At 61.3% G+C, this 21,238-nt stretch carries 18 protein-coding genes and 1 pseudogene; 14 read left to right on the top strand and 5 right to left on the bottom strand.

Annotated elements, in window-relative coordinates:
• Positions 1-178 precede the first annotated feature (178 nt).
• Positions 179-649, top strand: a complete 471-nt coding sequence (locus H621_RS0105455; protein WP_028942396.1) for an Rsd/AlgQ family anti-sigma factor — start codon at positions 179-181, stop codon at positions 647-649.
• Positions 650-665: 16 nt separating this feature from the next.
• Here the strand turns inward: H621_RS0105455 and H621_RS0105450 are convergent, their stop codons facing one another.
• Positions 666-1,331, bottom strand: a complete 666-nt coding sequence (locus H621_RS0105450) for an FKBP-type peptidyl-prolyl cis-trans isomerase (RefSeq protein WP_028942395.1) — start codon at positions 1,329-1,331, stop codon at positions 666-668.
• A 226-nt stretch (positions 1,332-1,557) separates the two neighbouring features.
• Between H621_RS0105450 and H621_RS0105445 the strand changes: the two genes are divergently transcribed.
• Positions 1,558-2,676: an AlgP family protein gene (locus H621_RS0105445; RefSeq protein ID WP_028942394.1), complete on the top strand. Its 1,119-nt coding sequence runs from the start codon at positions 1,558-1,560 to the stop codon at positions 2,674-2,676.
• Here the strand turns inward: H621_RS0105445 and H621_RS0105440 are convergent.
• Positions 2,652-3,134, bottom strand: a complete 483-nt coding sequence (locus H621_RS0105440; protein WP_028942393.1) for a TIGR02444 family protein — start codon at positions 3,132-3,134, stop codon at positions 2,652-2,654. The genes H621_RS0105445 and H621_RS0105440 overlap by 25 nt on opposite strands.
• Positions 3,135-3,184: 50 nt before the next feature.
• Between H621_RS0105440 and H621_RS0105435 the strand changes: the two genes are divergently transcribed.
• The 5 genes from H621_RS0105435 (at position 3,185) to H621_RS0105415 (ending at position 8,964) form a co-directional block, all read left to right on the top strand.
• Positions 3,185-5,095 carry an ATP-binding cassette domain-containing protein gene (locus H621_RS0105435; protein ID WP_028942392.1) on the top strand — a complete coding sequence of 637 codons (1,911 nt, stop codon included), beginning with the start codon at positions 3,185-3,187 and terminating at the stop codon, positions 5,093-5,095.
• A complete protein-coding gene (locus tag H621_RS0105430; protein WP_028942391.1) occupies positions 5,095-5,682 on the top strand; it encodes a mechanosensitive ion channel family protein in 588 nt (195 codons plus the stop codon). The genes H621_RS0105435 and H621_RS0105430 overlap by 1 nt, the downstream gene beginning before the upstream one ends.
• An 83-nt stretch (positions 5,683-5,765) precedes the next feature.
• Entirely contained in the window at positions 5,766-6,398 is a 633-nt protein-coding gene (locus tag H621_RS0105425; protein ID WP_028942390.1) for a LysE family transporter, read from the top strand.
• Positions 6,399-6,546: 148 nt separating this feature from the next.
• On the top strand, positions 6,547-8,445 hold the full coding sequence (locus H621_RS0105420) for a cytochrome c/FTR1 family iron permease (RefSeq protein ID WP_028942389.1): 1,899 nt from the start codon (positions 6,547-6,549) through the stop codon (positions 8,443-8,445).
• A 60-nt stretch (positions 8,446-8,505) separates the two neighbouring features.
• Positions 8,506-8,964, top strand: coding sequence for a YaiI/YqxD family protein (locus H621_RS0105415; RefSeq protein WP_028942388.1), 459 nt, complete (start codon positions 8,506-8,508; stop codon positions 8,962-8,964).
• Positions 8,965-9,013: 49 nt separating this feature from the next.
• Here the strand turns inward: H621_RS0105415 and elbB are convergent, their stop codons facing one another.
• Entirely contained in the window at positions 9,014-9,679 is a 666-nt protein-coding gene (elbB, locus tag H621_RS0105410) for an isoprenoid biosynthesis glyoxalase ElbB (RefSeq protein WP_028942387.1), read from the bottom strand.
• A gap of 113 nt (positions 9,680-9,792) precedes the next feature.
• Between elbB and H621_RS28935 the strand changes: the two are divergent.
• Positions 9,793-10,419, top strand: a pseudogene (locus H621_RS28935) (sterol desaturase family protein); the annotation flags it as partial.
• A gap of 501 nt (positions 10,420-10,920) precedes the next feature.
• On the opposite strand, the gene H621_RS27950 reads toward H621_RS28935, so the two are convergent.
• Complete coding sequence (locus tag H621_RS27950) at positions 10,921-11,565, bottom strand: DedA family protein (protein WP_028942385.1); 645 nt, start codon at positions 11,563-11,565, stop codon at positions 10,921-10,923.
• Positions 11,566-11,772: 207 nt separating this feature from the next.
• Here H621_RS27950 and hemB point away from each other — a divergent pair, with 207 nt between their 5' ends.
• Complete coding sequence (gene hemB, locus H621_RS0105395) at positions 11,773-12,783, top strand: porphobilinogen synthase (protein ID WP_028942384.1); 1,011 nt, start codon at positions 11,773-11,775, stop codon at positions 12,781-12,783.
• Positions 12,784-12,802: 19 nt separating this feature from the next.
• Positions 12,803-15,037: a polyphosphate kinase 1 gene (ppk1, locus tag H621_RS0105390; RefSeq protein ID WP_028942383.1), complete on the top strand. Its 2,235-nt coding sequence runs from the start codon at positions 12,803-12,805 to the stop codon at positions 15,035-15,037.
• Here the strand turns inward: ppk1 and ppx are convergent.
• Positions 15,024-16,526: an exopolyphosphatase gene (gene ppx / locus H621_RS0105385; protein WP_028942382.1), complete on the bottom strand. Its 1,503-nt coding sequence runs from the start codon at positions 16,524-16,526 to the stop codon at positions 15,024-15,026. The two genes, ppk1 and ppx, sit on opposite strands and share 14 nt — an antisense overlap.
• Positions 16,527-16,768: 242 nt before the next feature.
• On the opposite strand from ppx, the gene trxA reads away from it, so the two are divergent.
• The 4 genes from trxA (at position 16,769) to H621_RS0105365 (ending at position 21,150) form a co-directional block, all read left to right on the top strand.
• Positions 16,769-17,098: a thioredoxin TrxA gene (gene trxA / locus H621_RS0105380; protein WP_028942381.1), complete on the top strand. Its 330-nt coding sequence runs from the start codon at positions 16,769-16,771 to the stop codon at positions 17,096-17,098.
• A gap of 229 nt (positions 17,099-17,327) precedes the next feature.
• The gene (gene rho, locus H621_RS0105375; protein WP_028942380.1) at positions 17,328-18,587 is read left to right on the top strand and encodes a transcription termination factor Rho; all 1,260 of its coding nucleotides are present in this window, start codon (positions 17,328-17,330) and stop codon (positions 18,585-18,587) included.
• 127 nt (positions 18,588-18,714) lie between these two features.
• Positions 18,715-20,181 carry a 4-hydroxy-3-polyprenylbenzoate decarboxylase gene (ubiD, locus tag H621_RS0105370; RefSeq protein WP_028942379.1) on the top strand — a complete coding sequence of 489 codons (1,467 nt, stop codon included), beginning with the start codon at positions 18,715-18,717 and terminating at the stop codon, positions 20,179-20,181.
• Positions 20,182-21,150, top strand: coding sequence for a CDP-6-deoxy-delta-3,4-glucoseen reductase (locus tag H621_RS0105365; RefSeq protein WP_028942378.1), 969 nt, complete (start codon positions 20,182-20,184; stop codon positions 21,148-21,150).
• The last annotated feature ends 88 nt before the right edge of the window (positions 21,151-21,238 follow it).

Genomic DNA, 21,238 nt, shown 5'->3' with positions numbered 1-21,238 from the left:
ATTAAACACTTGTATGAACTTTGTCGCCTGCGTACCTTGAAGCCTAGGGCGCACGGGAATAATCTCCCTGCACGCATACCGAAAATACAGCTGCTCGATGCTGCCCTGCTGACGTCACCTTTGCTTGCACACTTGCGAGCGAGGAGCGGGGGCATTACCCAGAAGGGATGAGATCGCCATGCTAGATAGTTGTCAGAATGCTCAGGAACGCTGGGGTGGGGTTCATAAGCTCATTGACCGCTGGTTGGATGAGCGTGCAGAGCTGGTGACAGCCTTTCGTGAGTTACGCGATGCCAAGCCGGCCTTTGCCGACAAGGACAAGAGTCGCGACTTTTGTGCCGTGCTGATCGACTATGTATCGGCCTGGCATTTTGAAGTCAGCGAGCAGCTGGTCAGCGAAGCCAAGGCCTTTGGTGATACGCGAGGCCTGGAACTGGCTACACAGATCAGCCCGCGGATCGATGCGATCACCGAGATAGCCTCTGCCTTCAATGATCATTGCGACAAAGGCGACTGCAACGACCCGGAGCGCTTCGCAAAGAAGCTCAACGAACTGGGCAGCTTGTTGCATGAGCGCTTCGAGCTTGAAGACTGCCTGATCGAAGTGCTGCACAACGCACATAGCGAAGAAGCTGCCGTTCAGGCTTGATGGGTGTGCCGACGGTTTATTCGGCGACACCCAGCAATTCGATCTCGAACACCAATGGCGTATAGGGCGCAATCAGGTCGCCCGCGCCTTCGGCACCATAGGCCAGGGCTGAAGGAATCACCAGGCGCCATTTCGACCCTGTCGTCATCTCTGGCAATGTCAGTTGCCATCCCTCGATCACACTGCCCAGATTGAACCACTGCGCTTGCTGGTTCTGATCGAAAACGGTTCCGTCAGGCAACTTGCCGACATACCGGACCTGGACTTTTCCCTGCGCTGAAGGTTTGGCGCCAGTACCGTTGACCTGTTCGGCCACCAGAATACCTGCGGCTAATTCGCGCACGCCTGCACGTGCCCGCTCTGTGGCCATGAAGCGTTTTTCCGCAGTCTGCAACTGTTCGCTGTGTGCCTGTAACGCAGCTTGGTTGGCCTGGATTTCATGTTCGCCGAGTATTGCCGTCATACGTTCTTTGCTCAGGGCCAGGGGCTTGTTCTGGTAGGCCTGTCGCAACCCTTCCAGCAAGGCATCCAACTGCAGGTTTGGAACTTCCGTGCGCAGCCGCTCACCCAGGCTGGCGCCCAGGCTGTAGGCCAGGTCGTGATTGCTTTCAGGGGTGTTCGCAGGCGCTGCCATGAGCGACACCGGCAATAGAAAAAGAGCTAATACTAGATAACGCGACACTGGCTCACTCCTGCTTCAGCGGAAATAAAGTATGCCAGCCTTCACTCGTTACTTCGTGCAAATATCAGCAACACTTTGTGCAGCATCTACACTTGCTTCCAGCTGCAGCGATAACAACTTTGCCCAGGCATGCAACGCGGCGCCTTTAATACTGTCAACATGCCCTAGCGGCGGTAGCAGCAGAAGCATAGTATGAGCCGCACTCTCGTCAGCCAGGAGGTAAACCATGTCGGCCAATAAGAAGCCAGTAAGTACGCCGTTGCACCTGCTCCAGCAACTCTCGGGCAGCCTGCTCGACCATTTGGAAAATGCCTGCTCGCAAGCGCTGGCTGATGCTGAAAAACTGCTCGCCAAGTTGGAAAAACAACGTGGCAAGGCTCAAGAGAAACTGCACAAGTCCCGCCTCAAACTGCAGGACGCTGCCAAGTCCGGCAAAGCCAAGGCGCAAGGCAAGGCCAAGTCGGCAGTTGGTGAACTCGAAACGCTGCTCGACTCGCTCAAGGAGCGTCAGTCGCAGACACGCACCTACATTCTGCAACTCAAGCGTGATGCCCAGGAAAGCCTGAAACTGGCCCAGGGTGTTGGCAAGGTCAGGGAAGCGGCTGCCAAGGCGCTGACCCAGCGTGCAGCAAAACCTGCACCTGTCGCTACTGCCAAGCCAGCTGCCAAGGCTGCCAGCAAACCTGCCGCCAAGCCTGCTGTTAAAGCGGCTGCGGCAAAACCCGCTGCCAAGCCGGCTGCTAAAACCGCAGCTGCAAAACCTGCGGCCAAGCCAGCGACCAGAACGGCTGCTGCAAAACCTGCGGCCAAACCTGCAGCGGCAAAATCGCCTGCCAAGCCAGCGGCTAAAACCGCCGCCGCCAAACCAGCTGCCAGAACGGTAGCCGCCAAACCTGCAGCCAAACCTGCAGTTGCCAAGGCCCCGGCAAAACCTGCCGCCAGGCCTGCTGCAGCAAAAGCACCTGCCAGGCCTGCAGCCAAACCTGCCGCCGCCAAGGCTCCGGCCAAACCTGCCGCCAAGCCTGCTGCAGCAAAAGCACCTGCCAGGCCAGCAGCCAAACCTGCTGCCGCCAAGGCCCCGGCAAAACCTGCGGCCAAGCCTGTTGCGGCAAAGGCGCCTGTCAAGCCAGCAGCCAAACCCGCTGCCGCCAAAGCACCGGCCAAGCCAGCCGCAAAACCGGCTGCCAAACCTGCGGCGCAGCCCGTAGCGGCCAAGCCTGCAACCCCTGCGGCGCCCGTCGCCCCAGCCACAACGCCAGCCGCGACTACGCCACCGGCAACTACGCCGTCGACGGCCACCGCATCGTCGGTAACGACTTCTCAGACGCCGTCTTCGGCATCCTGAGTGGTCAGCATCACGGCGCGCAGCTTTTGCAGCGCGTCGTGATGCAAGCGGGCGCCTGAGGGCAGCGCCCATTGCAGCCAGTCTGCATGAGATGGGCTCTCTGCTTCCCCGCCTTCGCTGACTGCCTCCAGGCGTTCCAGCAACACGCGCTCTGCCGCCAGCTCCAAGCCCTTCACTTGATCACGCAAGCTCGCCAGTTGCGCATCGTGTGCCGATGCCATTCGCCATTGCTGGCGCAAACTGCGCAGCGGCTTTACCACCTCTGCCTGCCAGCTTCGAGCCTGTGCATGCAATGCGCGGGCACGCTGCTCGTTCGGAATTCTGCCGCGCTCGCGAAGCCAGGCTGCACACAGCAGCAAGCAGACATCACCGCCCTGGTCCTGCCATTGCAGGCAGGCCGCTTCGACGCCTGGGCGGGCGTACAGTTTCAAGGCAAAATTCCACAGGTCGGTGTGCATGGTCCTACTCGCGCCAGTTGCCGACGAAGCTGGTAGACTCCGCGGCCATTATGATCAGACTATCGAACCTCACTTTACAGCGTGGTCCCCAGCGCCTGCTAGAAGGCGCCGAGATGACCCTGCACGCCGGTCAGAAGGCCGGCTTGATCGGTGCCAACGGCGCCGGTAAATCCAGCCTGTTCGCCTTGCTGCGCGGTGAGCTGACGCCCGATTCGGGCGACTGCCAGCTGCCCGCCGACTGGCGTATCGCGCACATGCGCCAGGAGGTCGATACCCTCGATCGCCTGGCGGTCGACTATGTGCTCGATGGCGACGCGCGCCTGCGCAAGGTTCAAGCCGACCTGGCGGCGGCCGAGGCAGCCCACGACGGCACGGCCCTGGCGCGCCTGCATATCGAGCTCGACAGCGCCGATGGCTACACCGCCGATGCGCGTGCGCGCAAATTGTTGGCCGGCCTGGGCTTCACCAACGAACAGATGGATCGCCGCGTAGGGGACTTCTCCGGTGGCTGGCGGATGCGCCTTAACCTGGCCCAGGCACTGATGTGCCCCTCCGACCTGTTGTTGCTCGACGAACCCACCAACCACCTGGACCTCGATGCCATCCTCTGGCTGGAAGACTGGCTCAAGGGTTATCCGGGCACGCTGTTGCTGATCTCCCACGATCGCGATTTTCTCGATGCGGTGGTCGACCATGTGGCGCATGTCGAGCAGTGCAAGCTGACGCTGTACCGTGGCGGTTACTCCGCCTTCGAGCGCACCCGTGCCGAACGCCTGGCCCAGCAGCAACAGGCCTACGAGAAGCAGCAGGCCCAGCGCGCGCACATGGAAAAGTACATCGCCCGCTTCAAGGCGCAGGCTACCAAGGCACGTCAGGCCCAGAGCCGGATCAAGGCACTGGAGCGCATGGAGGAGCTGTCGGCGGCGCATGTCGATTCGCCATTCGACTTCACGTTCCGTGAGTCGGAGAAAATCTCCAGCCCCTTGCTCGACCTGTCCGAAGGCCGCCTGGGCTATGGCGACAAGACCATCCTGGAGAAGGTCAAGTTGCAGCTCACCCCGGGTGCGCGTATTGGCTTGCTGGGCCCGAACGGCGCTGGCAAGTCGACCCTGATCAAGAACCTCGCGGGTGAGCTGGAGCCGCTAGGCGGGCGTCTGGTACGTGGAGAAAACCTGTCGGTGGGTTACTTCGCCCAGCACCAGCTCGACTCGCTGGACAACAAGGCCAGCCCGTTGCTGCACCTGCAGCGTCTGGCACCGACCGAGCGCGAGCAAACCCTGCGCGACTTCCTCGGCGGCTTCGACTTCCGTGGCGCTCGTATCGATGAACCGGTGCTGAATTTCTCCGGCGGTGAAAAGGCTCGCCTGGCACTGGCACTGATCGCCTGGGAGCGGCCGAACCTGCTGCTGCTCGATGAGCCGACCAACCACCTGGACCTGGAAATGCGCCTGGCGCTGACCATGGCCCTGCAAGAGTTCAGCGGTGCTGTGTTGGTCGTCTCTCACGACCGTCACTTGCTCAAGAGCACCACCGACGATTTCCTGTTGGTCGCCGATGGCAAAGTCGAGACGTTTGACGGCGACCTGGATGACTACACCCGCTGGCTGGTCGAATACCGTCAGCGCAACGCGCCTGTCAGCACTGCGCCGGTCAATGCCGACAAGACCGACAAGAAAGCCCAGCGCCAGGCAGCGGCAGCCCTGCGTCAGCAGTTGGCCCCGCACAAGCGTGAAGCCGACAAGCTTGAGCGCGAACTGGGCACCGTGCATGAGCAGTTGGCCAAGATCGACGCCAGCCTGGGCGATAGTGCCCTCTATGAAGTCGCGCGCAAGGACGAGCTGCGTGACCTACTGGCCAAGCAGGCCAAGCTGAAAGTGCGCGAAGCGGAACTGGAAGAAGCCTGGATGGCAGCCCTTGAGCAGCTAGAGACTATGCAGGCGGAGCTGGAGGCGTTGTCTTGATGGCGTCGTTGCAACTGCCAGTACCACCGGAGTGGATTGCACCGTTCTGGCTGGGTTTGCAGATTTTGTTGATTCTCTGCGCGGCCTTTGTACTGCAGCGCCTGGTAGGGCGATGTCTCAAGCGCCTCGGTGAGCGCTATCCATTGCCGCCGGAGCTGATGATGCCGGTGCGCGGCGGTTTGCGCTGGTTGATCATGGGCAGTGCACTGGTGTTCGTGCTGGAGCGCCTCGGGGTTTCCGCCACGGTGCTATGGACGGCGCTGTCCGGCTTCGTTGCGGTAGCGGCTGTCGCGTTCTTTGCCATGTGGAGCGTGTTGTCCAACCTGTTGTGTGCGGTACTGATCTTCACCGTCGGGCCGTTTCGTATCGGTGACGTGGTGGAGCTGGTCGAGACTATCGACAAGCCAGGCGTGAAGGGGCGGGTGGTCGCAATCAACTTGTTGTTCACCACCTTGATCGAGATGCCGGAGGCCGGTGGCGCACTGGTTCAAGTACCCAATAGCCAGTTTTTCCAGAAGTCGGTCCGACGCTGGCGCGGCGCCGAGGTCGTGCCGCTGGTGGGCGACGACAAGGTCATCGGCAAGTGATCGACGGTTGAAAATAATCGTGGTTATTTTTTCGCCAGCGCACTAGCTTAAGGTTTTGTAAAAATCCCGGGCCGAGGTGCGCGATGTCATTGGAAACATGGTTGGCATTTTTTGCCGCTTGCTGGGTCATCAGTCTGTCGCCGGGCGCCGGGGCCATTGCCTCGATGTCGTGCGGCCTGCAGTACGGTTTCTGGCGCGGTTACTGGAACGCCCTTGGCCTGCAGCTGGGCCTGGTGTTGCAGATTGCGATCATTGCGGCGGGCGTCGGTGCCATCCTCGCGGCATCAGCCACCGCGTTCCAGGTGATCAAGTGGTTCGGTGTTGCGTACCTGGTGTACCTGGCGGTCAAGCAGTGGCGTGCGTTGCCTGCCGATCTCAGCGACGAATCCGCGGTTCGTCCCATCGGCAAGCCCCTTGCCCTGGTGTTTCGTGGTTTTCTGGTCAACGTCAGCAACCCCAAGGCGCTGATCTTCATGCTTGCGGTGCTGCCGCAGTTCATCAACCCGCATGCGCCGTTGTTGCCACAGTACCTGATCATTTCGGCGACCATGGTGATCGTGGACCTGCTGGTCATGGCGGGGTACACCGGGCTGGCCGCGCGGGTTCTGCGTCTGCTGCGTACACCCAGACAGCAGCGGCGAATGAACCGGACCTTTGCCGGCCTGTTCCTGGGCGCAGCAACGTTGTTGGCGACGATTCGACGCGCGCCGGTTTGAGACCCGCACCGACAAAAAAAGAAGGCGACCTCAGAGTCGTCTTTTTTTGTCGGTGATTAAATTGTCACTAAATTTTGCCGGATTCCTTGAGCGATCGTCATTGGAAGTGAACAATGCAATACCTCGTATTGCTATTTGAGATTACCTGATGATTTCCCGTTCCCGCTTGTTTGCCTGGCTGCTGTGGCCGGTGCTGGCGCTGAGCAGCTCGATGGTGTGGGCCGACACCGTCGATGACGCCGCCAAGGCTTTGCACCTGCTCGGCTACATTGGTGCCGACTATCCGGCGACCGTGGCGGCCGGCAAGGTGGTAGACGACGGGGAATACCGCGAGCAGCTGGAGTTCACCGACGTACTGCAAGGTGTCATTGGCGCTTTGCCGGCTCGCGCCGAGCGCCAGGCGCTGGAGCAAGGCGTTGTCGACCTGCGCCAGGCGATCAACCAGCGCCAGGACGGTGCCAGTGTCGCCCGCCTGGCTCGCCAACTCGGTGCGCAACTGGCGGTGGCCTATGAGGTCAGCCAGGCCCCGGTCATCACCCCCGACCCGGCCCGTGGCGCTCCGCTCTACGCTCAGCATTGCTCGGTGTGCCATGGCGATACTGGTGCAGGTGACGGCCCGGCAGGTGTCGGGCTGACTCCGCCACCGGCGAATCTGCGCAGCAGTGAGCGTGTGGATCGCTTGAGCCTGTATGACCTGTACAACACCTTGGGCCAGGGCATCGAAGGCACCGACATGCCGTCGTTCGCCGACCAGCTCGACGATCGTCAACGTTGGGACCTGGCGACCTATATCGCCAGTTTCACCGCTGACCCTGCGCACGCTAAAAATGACACCCCCTACAACCTTGCCGACCTGGCCCGCCAGACGCCCCTGGAGGTTGAAGCGTCCCAGGGCGCCGAGTCTGCAGCTATGTTCCGTGCCCAGCGCGCCCAGCCGCCACAGGTCCAGCGTGGCCCGGCGCAGTTGCTCGACTACACCGCCAGCACCCTCGACAAGAGCCTGGCGGCCTATCAGGCCGGTGACCATGAACAGGCCTATGACCTGTCAGTGGCGGCCTACCTGGAAGGCTTCGAGCTGGTTGAAAGCTCGCTGGACAATGTCGACGCCAATGTACGCAAGGACACTGAAAAGTCGCTGATGGCCTACCGACAATCCTTGCAGGACGGCCTGCCGCTCGAGCAGGTCAACCAGCGTCTGGATGCGGCCAAGGCCAAGCTCAAGGAGGCTGCAGGCCTGCTGGGCGGGGATGGCCTGAGCTGGTCGCTGAGCTATATCTCCGGTTTGTTGATCCTGCTGCGCGAAGGCCTGGAGGCGATTCTGGTGCTGGCGGCGATCCTGGCGTTCCTGCGCAACACCGGCCAGCAGTCCGCGGTGCGCAGCGTCAACGTCGGCTGGGGGTTGGCGCTTTTGGCCGGCCTGGGAACATGGGCCCTGGCGGCCTACGTGATCGATGTCAGCGGTGCGCAACGTGAGTTGCTCGAAGGCTGCACGGCGTTGTTTGCCAGCGTCATGGTGCTGTGGCTCGGGGTGTGGATGCATGACCGCCGGCACGCGGCGGCCTGGCAGGACTACATCAAGAGCAGCCTGCTCAGTGGCGGTGGTCGCTTCGGCTTTGCCATCCTGGCGTTTTTCTCGGTGTACCGCGAACTGTTCGAGGTGATCCTGTTCTACGAAACCCTCTGGCTGCAGGCCGGGCCCGCAGGGCACAACGCGGTGCTGGCCGGGGGCGCAACGGCACTGGTGTTGTTGGTGGGCTTGGCCTGGGTGATTCTGCGCGGTTCGGCAAAGTTGCCGCTGGCACTGTTCTTCAGTATCAACGCTGCCTTGCTGTGCGCGCTGTCGGTGGTGTTCGCCGGGCACGGGGTCAAGGCGCTGCAAGAAGCCGGCGTGTTCGGCACCCGCCCGGTGGCGTTCTTCGAGTTCGACTGGCTGGGTATTCATGCCGATGCGTACTCATTGGCGGCGCAAGTGGTTGCCTTGCTGGCAATTGCCGTGCTCTACGGGCGCAGCCGACTGGCTGAGAAGCGTCGCCTGCCGGCGGGTTGATTTGAAGCCAGACGGGTGAGCGGGGATACTGTTCACCCGATTTTGTTGGAATGTTCTGTCATGCGTGTGTGGATCGATGCCGATGCCTGCCCCAAGGCGGCCAAGGATCAGGTCGTCAAGTTCGCCCTCAAGCGCCAGCTGGAGGTGGTGTTGGTGGCCGGCCAGAGCCAGATCAAGCCTGCGTTTGCCTGTGTCAGGCTGATCGTGGTGCCCAGTGGACCGGATGCGGCCGACGATTACCTGGTCGAGCATGCCGTGCCAGGTGAGCTGGTGATCTGCAGCGATGTGCCACTGGCCGATCGCCTGGTCAAGAAGGGTGTCGCCTGTCTCGATCCGCGCGGTCGCGAATTCGATGAACGCAACATGGGGGAGCGGCTGGCCGTGCGTAACCTGTTCACCGACCTGCGCGAGCAGGGGCAGGTCGGTGGTGGTCAGGCGCCGTATGGTGATCGCGAGAAGCAGGCGTTTGCCAATTCGCTGGATCGCATTCTGACGCGGCTGGCGTCATCGCGGGGCTAGCCCGCTCCTACCTGATTGCCGTGGGAGCCGGTATGCCCCGCGATCAGCGTCAGTCGTTCTCGTGGGTCAGCTCGAGCACCCGGTCAACCAGCTTGTAGATACCGCCCGCGGCTTCGCTGATGCTTTTGGCGAGCATGTAGGCCGGGGTGCTGACCAGTTTGCGCTGGGTATCTTCGACGATGTCATGCACATCGCATTCTTCATGGGTGCCACCCATCTTGACGATAGCTGCGCTGGTGTCGGCATCGCTGCCGATGGTGCAGACCACGCCCGGGCCGTAGATCTTTGCCGCCAGGGCCGGCGAGATGCAGATCAGGCCGACCGGTTTGCCGGCTTCGGCAAAGGCCTCGGCCAGGGCCAGCACGTCCGGGTTGACGGTGCAGCCGGTGCCTTCAACGGCAAAGTTGGACAGGTTTTTTGCCGCGCCGAAGCCGCCCGGCACGATCAGGGCGTCGAAATCCTTGGCGTCGGCTTCGCGCAAGTCCTTGATGTCGCCACGGGCGATGCGAGCCGACTCCACCAGCACGTTGCGTGCTTCAGGCACTTCTTCGCCGGTCAGGTGGTTGATCACGTGCATCTGCGCAATATTGGGCGCAAAGCACTGCACCTTGGCGCCGCGCTGGTCGAGGCGCAGCAGGGTGATCACGCTTTCGTGGATTTCGGCGCCGTCATAGACACCACAGCCGGAAAGAATCACTGCAACTTTTTTGGTCATGCTCACTACTCCCGAGTCGAGGCGCTAAATGTCCTCTAAATTGGCAGATGTCGCCATAGGGTCTGAGGCATTCCGGGCCTAATCTTATGCAATAGCCTGGAGATGGATGACCCATGGATCTGATCCTGTTGGCGGTACCGTTCTTCTTTGTCCTGATTGTGGTCGAGTTGCTCGCCGATCGCCTGCGCGGGATGCGTACCTATCGCCTCGCCGACGCCATCAACAGCCTCAGCACCGGAGTGTTGTCGACTACCACAGGGCTGCTGACCAAAGGGGTAGGGTTGGTCACCTACGCGCTGGCCTGGGAGCACCTGGCGCTGTTTTCGTTGCCGGGGGATGGGGTGTGGGTCTGGGTGCTTGCCTTTGTGCTGTATGACCTGTGCTACTACTGGCTGCACCGCTTCGGGCACGAGCGCAACATTCTGTGGGCTGCGCATTCGGTGCATCACCAGAGCGAGGACTACAACCTGTCCACCGCCCTGCGTCAGACCAGTAGCGGCTTCTTGCTGTCGTGGATCTTTTACTTGCCGCTGGCGGTCGTGGGCGTGCCGCCGCTGGTGTTCATCACCGTCGCGGCGCTGAACCTGCTGTACCAGTTCTGGGTACACACCCGGCACATTCCCAAACTGGGTTGGTTCGAGTGGCTGTTCATCACGCCGTCCAATCATCGTGTCCACCATGCGCAGAATCCTTTGTATTTGGATCGCAACTACGGCGGAGTGTTCATTGTGTGGGACCGGCTGTTTGGCACCTTTCAGGAGGAAGACGAAAACGAGCCAGTCATTTTCGGTGTCACCACGCCCCTGGCGAGCTGGAATCCGTTGTGGGCCAACCTGCAGTTCTATGCCCAGTTGTGGCACGACGCCCGTCATGCCGAGCGCTGGCGGGACAAGTTGCGGATCTGGTTCATGCCCACCGGCTGGCGTCCGGAGGACGTGGCGCGGCGCTTCCCGCAGGCCAAGCAGGACCTGAGCCGCTTTCGCAAATTCGAAGTGCCGCTCGGCTGGTCGCAGCAGCTGTATGTGACGCTGCAGTTCGCGGTGTATGTGGGCTTGGGCAGCTACTTGATGGAGCACGCCGACAGGCTTTCGGTGGCCTCCCTGGTGCTGGGGTGGGGGGGGATGGCGTTCGGCTTGTTCGTCTTCGGCACTGCACTGGAGAACCGGCCCTGGGCCTTCCGGCTGGAGCTGGCGCGGCTGGGGTTGAACATCCCGGCCATGCTGCTGGCCGGGATCACCGGCTTATGGCCGGTCACTGCCCTGGTCTGGGTCGGGCTGCTTGCCTACAGCCTGATCAGTTTGCTCGGCCTGTATGGCAGCCGCTTCCTTGCGGGCAACGCGCGCAGCACGGAAGCGTCGACGCAGCCACAGGCAGCCGCCGAGGGCCAGCAGGCCGCCGAGCACCCATAGCTCGTACTTTTTGACGTTGCCCAGCATGCCTTCGAGAATGGCGCCGAAGTGGTAGGCAGCGGCGCCAAGGGCCAGGGCCCATACAGCGGCGCCAATACCATTGAGCAACAGGTAGCGACGCGGCGGGTAGCCCGACAGGCCGATGGCCACCGGCATCACGGTCCGCAAGCCGTACACAAAGCGGAAGCTCAACACCCAGATATCCGGGTGGCGGCGAATGTGCTCCAGGGCGCGGTCACCCATCAACTGCCAGCGCGGTTTACGTGCCAGCAACTTGCGCCCATGCTTGCGCCCCATGAAGTACCAGAGCTGGTCCCCGGCATAGCTGCCGAAGAAGGCCACCAGGACCACCATGTTGATATCCATGTATCCGCGGAACGCAAGGAAGCCTGCGAGAACCAGGATGGTCTCACCTTCGAAAAACGTGCCGAGAAAAAGGGCAAAGTAGCCAAAATCCTGCAGGAATTGTTGGAGCATTTTCTGGGTGCTGGCGAAATGAACGCGCAGCCTAACCCTTCGTGGCCGTTGGGGAAAGTATCCAAATGTGTCTCGACGTTAACATTTCCTACAAGGACAATGACTGCGTCCTCAAGTCGCAGGGTTGTCCCAGGCTGTCATTCAAGCGTCATAATGGCCGCTTATAACTGTCGCGCCCGCCCGCCTGCGCGGGCTCAGGAGTCTGCCGTGAGCTTTACCCCCGCTAACCGTTTGTTTCCTGCCACTCGTCTGCGTCGCAACCGTCGTGACGATTTTTCCCGTCGTCTGGTTCGCGAAAACGTACTGACTGTCGATGACCTGATCCTGCCGGTGTTTGTGCTGGATGGCGAGAACCGCCGCGAAGAAGTTGCCTCGATGCCGGGTGTCGAGCGTCTGAGCATCGACCTGCTGCTGGAAGCTGCGCAAGAGTGGGTGAACCTGGGTATTCCGGCCCTGGCGCTGTTCCCGGTCACGCCGACCGAGAAGAAGTCGCTGGACGGCGCCGAAGCCTGGAATCCGGACGGTATCGCCCAGCGCGCCACCCGTGCCCTGCGTGAGCGATTCCCTGAGCTGGGTGTGATCACCGACGTCGCCCTCGACCCGTTCACCACTCACGGCCAGGACGGTATCCTCGACGAGGAAGGCTACGTACAGAACGACATTACCGTCGACGCGCTGGTGCGTCAGGCGCTGTCTCATGCTGAAGCTGGCGCCCAGGTGGTGGCTCCTTCGGACATGATGGACGGCCGCATCCAGGCCATCCGTGAAGCCCTGGAGCTGGCCGGTCACGTCAACGTGCGTATCATGGCGTACTCGGCCAAGTACGCCAGCGCCTATTACGGCCCGTTCCGCGACGCGGTCGGCTCGGCCCTGAACCTGGGCAAGGCCAACAAAGCCTCCTACCAGATGGACCCGGCCAACAGCAACGAAGCCCTGCATGAAGTGGCTGCAGACCTGGCCGAGGGCGCCGATATGGTCATGGTCAAGCCAGGTATGCCGTACCTGGACATCCTTTATCGGGTCAAAGATGAATTCAAGGTCCCGACCTTTGTCTATCAGGTCAGTGGCGAGTACGCCATGCACATGGCCGCGATCCAGAACGGCTGGCTCAGTGAAGGGGTGATCCTTGAATCCCTTACGGCCTTCAAACGGGCAGGAGCTGATGGCATCCTGACCTATTTCGCTGTTCGCGCTGCTCAATTGATGAGAGGGCAGTAACGCCCTTCAGGAACGCCAGATGAATAACGAAGTACTGAGTGATGTCGACATGAAGCAAGCCCAGCCCGTGCCCGAGCAACTGCTCGAAACCCCGCCTGAGCCTGCTGCGCTGCCTGTGGCCGAGGTCGAGGCGCCTACGCCTGCCCCGGCACCCGCGGCGCCGGCCATCGCTATCCCTGGCCTGGATGACAGCAGCCTGTACATTCACCGCGAGCTGTCCCAGCTTCAGTTCAACATCCGCGTGCTTGAGCAGGCGCTGGATGAGAGCTATCCATTGCTGGAGCGGTTGAAGTTTCTGCTGATCTTCTCCAGCAACCTGGATGAGTTCTTCGAGATTCGTGTGGCGGGCCTGAAGAAGCAGATCACCTTCGCACGTGAACAGGCCGGAGCCGATGGCCTGCAGCCGCACCAGGCCCTGGCACGAATCAGCGAAGTGGTACACAGCGAAGTGGATCGCCAATACGCGATCCTCAACGACGTGCTGTTGCCGGAACTGGAAAAACACCAGATTCGCTTCATTCGCCGTCGTCACTGGAACACCAAGATCAAAACCTGGGTGCGACGCTTCTTCCGTGACGAGATCGCGCCGATCATTACCCCGATCGGCCTTGACCCGACGCACCCGTTCCCGTTGCTGGTGAACAAGAGCCTGAACTTCATCGTCGAGCTTGAGGGTGTGGATGCCTTCGGCCGCGATTCGGGCCTGGCGATCATTCCCGCTCCGCGCTTGTTGCCGCGGGTGATCAAGGTGCCGGAGGATGTGGGCGGCACTGGCGACAACTATGTGTTCCTGTCGTCGATGATCCATGCGCACGCCGATGACCTGTTCCAGGGCATGAAGGTCAAGGGGTGCTACCAGTTCCGCCTGACCCGTAACGCCGACCTGGCGCTGGACTCCGAGGATGTCGAGGACCTCGCCCGGGCCCTGCGCGGTGAGCTGTTCTCGCGCCGTTATGGCGATGCGGTGCGCCTGGAAGTGGCCGACACCTGCCCCAAGCATCTGTCGGACTACCTGCTCAAGCAGTTCAGCCTTAGCGAAAGCGAGCTTTACCAGGTCAACGGCCCGGTCAACCTGACCCGGTTGTTCAGCATTACCAGCCTGGATAGCCATCCCGAATTGCAGTACACCCCGTTCACGCCAGCCATCCCCAAGCTGCTGCAGAACGCCGAGAACATTTTCAGCGTGGTCGGCAAGCAGGACATCCTGCTCATGCACCCCTTCGAGTCGTTCACCCCGGTGGTCGATCTGCTGCGCCAGGCCGCCAAGGACCCGCACGTCCTGGCCGTGCGCCAGACCCTGTACCGCAGCGGTGCCAACTCGGAGATCGTCGACGCGCTGGTCGACGCGGCGCGTAACGGCAAGGAGGTCACTGCGGTGATCGAATTGCGTGCGCGCTTCGACGAAGAGTCCAACCTGCAGATGGCCAGCCGGCTGCAGGCTGCCGGTGCGGTAGTGATCTACGGTGTGGTGGGTTTCAAGACCCACGCCAAGATGATGCTGATCCTGCGTCGCGAGGCCGGCGAGATCGTTCGCTACGCGCACCTGGGTACCGGTAACTATCACGCCGGTAACGCCCGCCTGTATACCGACTACAGCCTGCTGACCTCCGACGATGCCTTGTGCGAAGACGTCGGCAAACTGTTCAGCCAGTTGATTGGCATGGGCAAGACCCTGCGCATGAAAAAGCTGCTGCATGCGCCGTTCACCCTGAAGAAGGGCATGCTCGACATGATCGCGCGAGAAACCCAGTTTGCCCTCGACGGCAAGCCTGCGCACATCATCGCCAAGTTCAACTCGCTGACCGATCCGAAGATCATTCGCGCGCTGTACAAGGCCAGTCAGTCGGGTGTGCGTATCGATCTGGTCGTGCGCGGTATGTGCTGCCTGCGTCCGGGGATTGCCGGGGTATCGCACAACATCCATGTGCGCTCGATCATCGGCCGCTTCCTGGAGCACACCCGGGTGTTCTACTTCCTCAACGGTGGCGAGGAGCAGATGTTCCTGTCGAGCGCGGACTGGATGGAGCGCAACCTCGACAAACGCGTCGAGACCTGCTTCCCGGTCGAGGGCAAGAAGTTGATCCTGCGGGTGAAAAAGGAACTGGAAGGGTACCTGACCGACAATACCCACGCCTGGATCCTGCAGCCGGACGGCCGCTACGTGCGTAGCACACCGACCGGCAACCAGAACCCTCGCAGTGCCCAGGCGACCTTGCTGGAACGCCTGAGCAACCCGGTCCTCAGCGTACGCTGAGGACGAAGCCGACCCGGGTCAGCCACTCAGCCTCCAGGCCGAAGTCGGCCTGGGTCAGCTGGTTCTGTTCAAGCCAGCCTGCCGGAAATTCCACGTCCAGGCTTTCACCGGCCGCATGCAGCGTAACTTTCGGCATTTGCTGGGTGCCGCGGATGTGGTGGAAGAGGATCGCAAAGCGCAGCAGCACGCACAGGCGTATCAGCTTGACGCCTTCATCACCGAACTCGGCGAACTTGTCCTTGGGGATATTGCGACGGTGACCGCGCACCAGCAGCGCGAGCATCTGCTGGTCTTCCCGGGAAAAACCGGCCAGATCCGAGTGCTCGATCAGGTAGGCGCCGTGCTTGTGGTAATGGTAGTGGGCGATATCCAGGCCCACTTCATGCACCTTGGCGGCCCAGCCGAGCAGTTCGCGCCAGATCCCGTCTTCCAGGTCCCAGGCCTTGGCCACCTGGTCGAAGGCGTGCAGGGCCTTGCGTTCGACCCGGGCTGCTTGCCCCTGGTCGACGTGGTAGCGCTCCATCAGCGAGCTCAGGGTGCGCTCGCGCACGTCTTCATGGTGATGACGGCCTAGCAGGTCATAGAGCACGCCTTCGCGCAGGGCGCCGTCGCAGTGGTCCATGCGCTGCAGCTCCAGGGCGTCGAAAATCGCCTCCATGATAGCCAGGCCCGCGGGGAAGATCGCCCGGCGGTCCGGCTTGACGCCCTCGAAGTCGATCTTGTCGGTTTCACCCAGTTTGAACAGCTTGCGCTTGAGCCAGGCCAGGCCTTCGGCGTTGACTTCGCCATTGCCCATGCCGCCGGACTTGAGCGCCAGGCCAATGGCGCGGATGGTCCCGGAAGAGCCGATGGCCTCATCCCAGGTCAGGCGGTGCAGGGCGTTTTCGATGCTCATCAGCTCCAGGCGTGCCGCGGTGTAGGCCTGGGCGTAGCGTGCCGGGGTGATCTTGCCGTCGCGGAAATAGCGCTGGGTGTAGCTGACGCAGCCCATCTGCAGGCTTTCGCGCAGCAGTGGCTCGAAGCGCTGGCCAATGATGAATTCGGTACTGCCACCGCCGATGTCGGCGACCAGGCGTTTGCCGGGGGTGTCGGCCAGGGTGTGGGACACGCCCAGGTAGATCAGGCGGGCCTCTTCACGCCCGGAGATCACTTCTACCGGGTGCCCCAGGATCGCTTCGGCGCGGCGGATGAATTCGCCGCGGTTGCGCGCTTCGCGCAGGGCGTTGGTGCCGACGATTCGAACTGCGCCGTCAGGCATGCCACTGATCAGTTGGGCGAAACGCTTGAGGCAGTCCAGGCCGCGCTGCATGGACTCTTCGTTGAGCTGGCGCTCCTCGTTGATACCGGCGGCCAGCTGAACCTTCTCCCCGAGGCGCTCGAGGATGCGGATCTCGGTATGGTGGGCCTTGGCTACCACCATGTGGAAACTGTTGGAGCCCAGGTCTATAGCAGCGATCAAGGACAGATTCTTGGCTGTGGTTTGCGGCATGGTCATGGGGTCTCGGTCGATAACCCGGCAATCCTGCCACGATCCACGGCTGACGCCAACGCGCAGCGTATCAAGGCTTGATATGGGGCAGGTGGAACAGGAAATATGACCTTCCTGTGACAGGGTCGATATGAACCGTCATGCACAACTATAGTTACACTCAATCGTCCGCGACTTCCTGTCCGTCGCCGGTGCGGCTATGATGGGCCACGTTTTTTTTGCTTACGACCTTGGAGACTTCCATGAGCAGCGATCTTATCAAACACGTCACCGACGCCAGCTTCGAAGCCGACGTACTGAAGGCTGAAGGCCCGGTGCTGGTCGACTACTGGGCTGAATGGTGCGGCCCATGCAAAATGATCGCTCCGGTTCTGGACGACATCGCCACTACCTACCAGGGCAAACTGACCGTCGCCAAGCTGAACATCGACGAAAACCAGGAAACCCCGGCCAAGCACGGCGTGCGTGGCATCCCGACGCTGATGCTGTTCAAGAACGGCAACGTCGAGGCCACCAAGGTCGGCGCACTGTCCAAGTCTCAGCTGGCAGCCTTCCTGGACGCCAATATCTGAGTCAAAAAAGCCCCGCATTCGTCGGGGCTTTTCTTTATCTGGTGACTAGACGCCAGAAAATGCAGGTGTTACATTCGGCCTCGCACTGTTTCTTCGGTGCCCTCTGCACGCCGTCGCCGACGCATCCCTAATTCGAATCAGTACGCGATCCTGTCGCCATCTCTGCGGCGCGGCTTCATTAAGCCAGAAGCTTAATTCCCCCTTCTTACATGATTACGTCACTCCCCTTATGAACCTGACTGAACTCAAGCAAAAGCCGATTACCGATCTGCTCGAAATGGCCGAACAGATGGGCATAGAAAATATGGCCCGTTCGCGCAAGCAAGATGTGATTTTCTCCCTGTTGAAAAAGCATGCGAAAAGCGGCGAGGAAATCTCCGGTGACGGCGTGCTGGAGATTCTCCAGGACGGCTTCGGCTTCCTGCGTTCGGCTGATGCCTCTTACTTGGCCGGCCCGGACGATATCTATGTATCGCCAAGCCAGATCCGTCGCTTCAACCTGCGTACCGGCGACACCATCGTCGGCAAGATCCGCCCGCCAAAAGAAGGCGAGCGTTACTTCGCCCTGCTGAAAGTCGATACCATCAACTTCGACCGGCCGGAAAACGCGAAGAACAAGATCCTGTTCGAAAACCTGACGCCGCTGTTCCCCAACGAGCGCCTGAAGATGGAAGCCGGCAACGGCTCCACCGAAGACCTCACCGGCCGTGTTATCGACCTCTGCGCCCCGATCGGCAAAGGCCAGCGCGGCCTGATCGTCGCCCCGCCAAAAGCGGGCAAGACCATCATGCTGCAGAACATCGCGGCGAACATCACCCGTAACAACCCCGAGTGCCACCTGATCGTTCTGCTGATCGACGAGCGCCCGGAAGAAGTGACCGAAATGCAGCGCACCGTGCGCGGCGAAGTGGTCGCCTCCACCTTCGACGAGCCACCAACCCGCCACGTGCAGGTTGCCGAAATGGTCATCGAGAAGGCCAAGCGCCTGGTTGAGCACAAGAAAGACGTGGTCATCCTGCTCGACTCGATCACCCGTCTGGCCCGTGCCTACAACACCGTGATCCCGAGCTCCGGCAAGGTCCTGACCGGTGGTGTCGATGCCCACGCCCTGGAGAAGCCGAAGCGTTTCTTCGGTGCCGCGCGTAACATCGAAGAGGGCGGCTCGCTGACCATCATCGCCACCGCGCTGGTTGAAACCGGCTCGAAGATGGACGAAGTGATCTACGAGGAGTTCAAGGGCACCGGCAACATGGAGCTGCCTCTGGACCGCAAGATCGCCGAGAAGCGCGTCTTCCCGGCCATCAACATCAACCGTTCGGGTACCCGTCGCGAAGAGCTGCTGACCGCTGACGACGAACTGCAGCGCATGTGGATCCTGCGCAAGCTGCTGCACCCGATGGATGAAGTTGCCGCTATCGAGTTCCTGATCGACAAGCTCAAGCAGACCAAGACCAACGACGAGTTCTTCTTGTCGATGAAGCGCAAGTAAAACAGTTGCGGTACGCAAGAGCCGGGGCAACCCGGCTTTTTGCTATCTGTACTTTGGCTATTCTGGCCGGCCGGGTTAGGCGATACACTTTGCACCCCGACCGGTACGGCGAATACGAGGCTTTTGCATGCAGTATCGCGATTTGCGCGACTTTATCCGTGGCCTGGAACAGCGCGGCGAACTCAAGCGCATCCAGGTTCCGATCTCTCCAGTTCTGGAAATGACCGAAGTCTGCGACCGCACCCTGCGCGCCAAAGGCCCGGCCCTGCTGTTCGAGAAGCCAACGGGCTTCGACATTCCAGTGCTGGGCAACTTGTTCGGCACCCCGGAGCGGGTGGCCATGGGCATGGGCGCCGAGTCGGTCAGTGAGCTGCGCGAGATCGGCAAGCTGCTGGCCTTCCTCAAGGAACCTGAGCCGCCCAAAGGCCTCAAGGATGCCTGGTCGAAACTGCCCATCTTCAAGAAAGTCGTGTCTATGGCGCCGAAGGTGGTCAAGGATGCGGCCTGCCATGACGTCATCATCGAAGGCGACGATGTCGATCTGGGCATGCTGCCGGTGCAGCATTGCTGGCCGGGTGATGTGGCGCCGCTGATTACCTGGGGCCTCACGGTGACCCGCGGGCCGAACAAGGACCGCCAGAACCTGGGCATCTACCGTCAGCAGGTGATTGGCCGCAACAAGGTCATCATGCGCTGGCTCAGCCACCGGGGCGGCGCCCTGGACTATCGCGAATGGTGCGAGAAACACCCGGGCCAGCCGTTCCCGGTCTCCGTGGCCCTGGGGGCGGACCCGGCCACCATCCTTGGTGCAGTGACGCCGGTGCCCGACTCCCTGTCGGAGTATGCCTTCGCCGGGCTACTGCGCGGTAACCGGACCGAGCTGGTCAAATGCCGTGGCAACGATCTGCAAGTGCCGGCCACCGCCGAAATCATCCTCGAAGGGGTGATTCACCCAGGCGAGATGGCCCCGGAAGGTCCGTACGGCGACCATACCGGCTACTACAATGAAGTCGACAGCTTCCCGGTGTTTACGGTCGAGCGCATCACCCATCGACAAAAGCCTATCTACCACAGCACCTACACTGGCCGTCCACCTGATGAGCCGGCGATTCTCGGTGTGGCGTTGAACGAAGTGTTCGTGCCGATCCTGCAAAAGCAGTTCCCGGAGATCACCGACTTCTACCTGCCGCCTGAAGGCTGCTCCTACCGCATGGCGGTAGTGACCATGAAGAAGCAGTATCCGGGGCACGCCAAGCGCGTCATGCTCGGTGTCTGGTCGTTTTTGCGACAGTTCATGTACACCAAATTCGTTATCGTCACCGACGACGACATCAATGCCCGCGACTGGAATGATGTGATCTGGGCCATCACCACGCGCATGGACCCCAAGCGCGATACGGTGATGATCGACAACACCCCGATCGACTACCTGGACTTCGCCTCGCCGATCTCGGGCCTGGGGTCGAAGATGGGGCTGGATGCCACCCATAAATGGGCAGGTGAAACCACCCGTGAATGGGGACGGGTCATCGTCAAGGATGAAGCTGTCACCCGGCGGATCGATGAGCTGTGGAACCAGTTGGGAATAGACTAAATGCAGGTAACCTTGCAGCCGTCCGGGGCCGTGTTGGCACTCAAGCCCGGGGAAAGGATTCTGGATGCGGCGCGCCGACTCGGCTATGACTGCCCGCAGAGCTGTCGCAATGGCAACTGCCATGTCTGTGCCGCGTTGCTGGTTGAAGGCCGGGTGCGCCAAGAGGGCCAGGTGCGCGATCACGGTGAGCTGTTCACCTGTATCGCCGAGCCACTGGAGGATTGCGTCTTGTTGTGGGATGGCGTGCTCGCCCTGGGCGAGTTGCCGGTAAGGACACTGGCCTGTCAGCTGAGTGAGTGCGTCGAGGTCGGTGGCGACGTCTGGCGTGTGCGCCTGCGTGCGCCTGCCGGCAAGCCGCCGCGCTACCACGCTGGGCAGTACCTGATGATCGAACGCGAAGGCGGTGACAAGGCCGCCTTCTCACTGGCCTCGGCGCCCCATCGTGGGCGCGATCTGGAAATGCATGTGCTGGCCCGCGAGAACAGCGCCCAACAGCTGATCGAGCAATTGCAGCGTACGCGCATGGCACGGATCGAGATGCCGTTTGGCGATACCCACCTTGCCGAACTGCCCGAGGGGCCGCTGGTGTTGATCGCTGCTGGTACCGGCATGGCACAGATGCACAGCCTGCTCGAGCATTGCCGGGCCCAGGGCTTCAAGCACCCGGTCCATCTCTATTGGGGGGTTCGCCGTCCTGAAGATTTCTACGAGATCGAGCACTGGGACGAATGGGAGCGCTTGCCCAACCTGTTCCTGCACAAGGTCGTCAGTGACCTGTGTGGCTGGGAAGGGCGCTGCGGGATGCTGCATGAGGCGGTTTGTGAAGATTTGAGCGATCTGGCGGGTGTGCATGTTTATGCCAGCGGCTCGCCCAATATGATCTATGCCACCCTCGATGCGCTGGTTGACGCGGGAATGGACGCTCACCAGATGCGCGCCGATGTATTCGCTTATGCGCCGCGCGGTTGAATGAAGGAATAAGGCGCGCGGCAATAGCGTGCCGGATTTAATAGCCGCCGTTGTTGATGTCCGGCAGAAGGCTGATAATTATTGCCGG

The organism is Pseudomonas vranovensis DSM 16006, assembly GCF_000425805.1.
Taxonomy (GTDB): Bacteria; Pseudomonadota; Gammaproteobacteria; order Pseudomonadales; family Pseudomonadaceae; genus Aquipseudomonas; species Aquipseudomonas vranovensis.
The sequence above is the reverse complement of the archived record's forward strand: the minus strand, read 5'-3'. Positions and strand labels throughout refer to the sequence as shown.

What these genes read in the sequence shown, in the direction of transcription:
- H621_RS27950 (WP_028942385.1), bottom strand. Translation starts at nt 11,565, where the DNA reads ATGCTCCAACAATTCCTGCAGGATTTTGGCTACTTTGCCCTTTTTCTC.
- rho (WP_028942380.1), top strand. Translation starts at nt 17,328, where the DNA reads ATGAACCTGACTGAACTCAAGCAAAAGCCGATTACCGATCTGCTCGAA.
- H621_RS0105425 (WP_028942390.1), top strand. Translation starts at nt 5,766, where the DNA reads ATGTCATTGGAAACATGGTTGGCATTTTTTGCCGCTTGCTGGGTCATC.
- H621_RS0105445 (WP_028942394.1), top strand. Translation starts at nt 1,558, where the DNA reads ATGTCGGCCAATAAGAAGCCAGTAAGTACGCCGTTGCACCTGCTCCAG.
- elbB (WP_028942387.1), bottom strand. Translation starts at nt 9,679, where the DNA reads ATGACCAAAAAAGTTGCAGTGATTCTTTCCGGCTGTGGTGTCTATGAC.
- ppk1 (WP_028942383.1), top strand. Translation starts at nt 12,803, where the DNA reads ATGAATAACGAAGTACTGAGTGATGTCGACATGAAGCAAGCCCAGCCC.
- H621_RS0105455 (WP_028942396.1), top strand. Translation starts at nt 179, where the DNA reads ATGCTAGATAGTTGTCAGAATGCTCAGGAACGCTGGGGTGGGGTTCAT.
- H621_RS0105420 (WP_028942389.1), top strand. Translation starts at nt 6,547, where the DNA reads ATGATTTCCCGTTCCCGCTTGTTTGCCTGGCTGCTGTGGCCGGTGCTG.
- H621_RS0105430 (WP_028942391.1), top strand. Translation starts at nt 5,095, where the DNA reads ATGGCGTCGTTGCAACTGCCAGTACCACCGGAGTGGATTGCACCGTTC.
- H621_RS0105440 (WP_028942393.1), bottom strand. Translation starts at nt 3,134, where the DNA reads ATGCACACCGACCTGTGGAATTTTGCCTTGAAACTGTACGCCCGCCCA.
- trxA (WP_028942381.1), top strand. Translation starts at nt 16,769, where the DNA reads ATGAGCAGCGATCTTATCAAACACGTCACCGACGCCAGCTTCGAAGCC.
- H621_RS0105365 (WP_028942378.1), top strand. Translation starts at nt 20,182, where the DNA reads ATGCAGGTAACCTTGCAGCCGTCCGGGGCCGTGTTGGCACTCAAGCCC.
- ppx (WP_028942382.1), bottom strand. Translation starts at nt 16,526, where the DNA reads ATGCCGCAAACCACAGCCAAGAATCTGTCCTTGATCGCTGCTATAGAC.
- H621_RS0105415 (WP_028942388.1), top strand. Translation starts at nt 8,506, where the DNA reads ATGCGTGTGTGGATCGATGCCGATGCCTGCCCCAAGGCGGCCAAGGAT.
- ubiD (WP_028942379.1), top strand. Translation starts at nt 18,715, where the DNA reads ATGCAGTATCGCGATTTGCGCGACTTTATCCGTGGCCTGGAACAGCGC.
- H621_RS0105435 (WP_028942392.1), top strand. Translation starts at nt 3,185, where the DNA reads ATGATCAGACTATCGAACCTCACTTTACAGCGTGGTCCCCAGCGCCTG.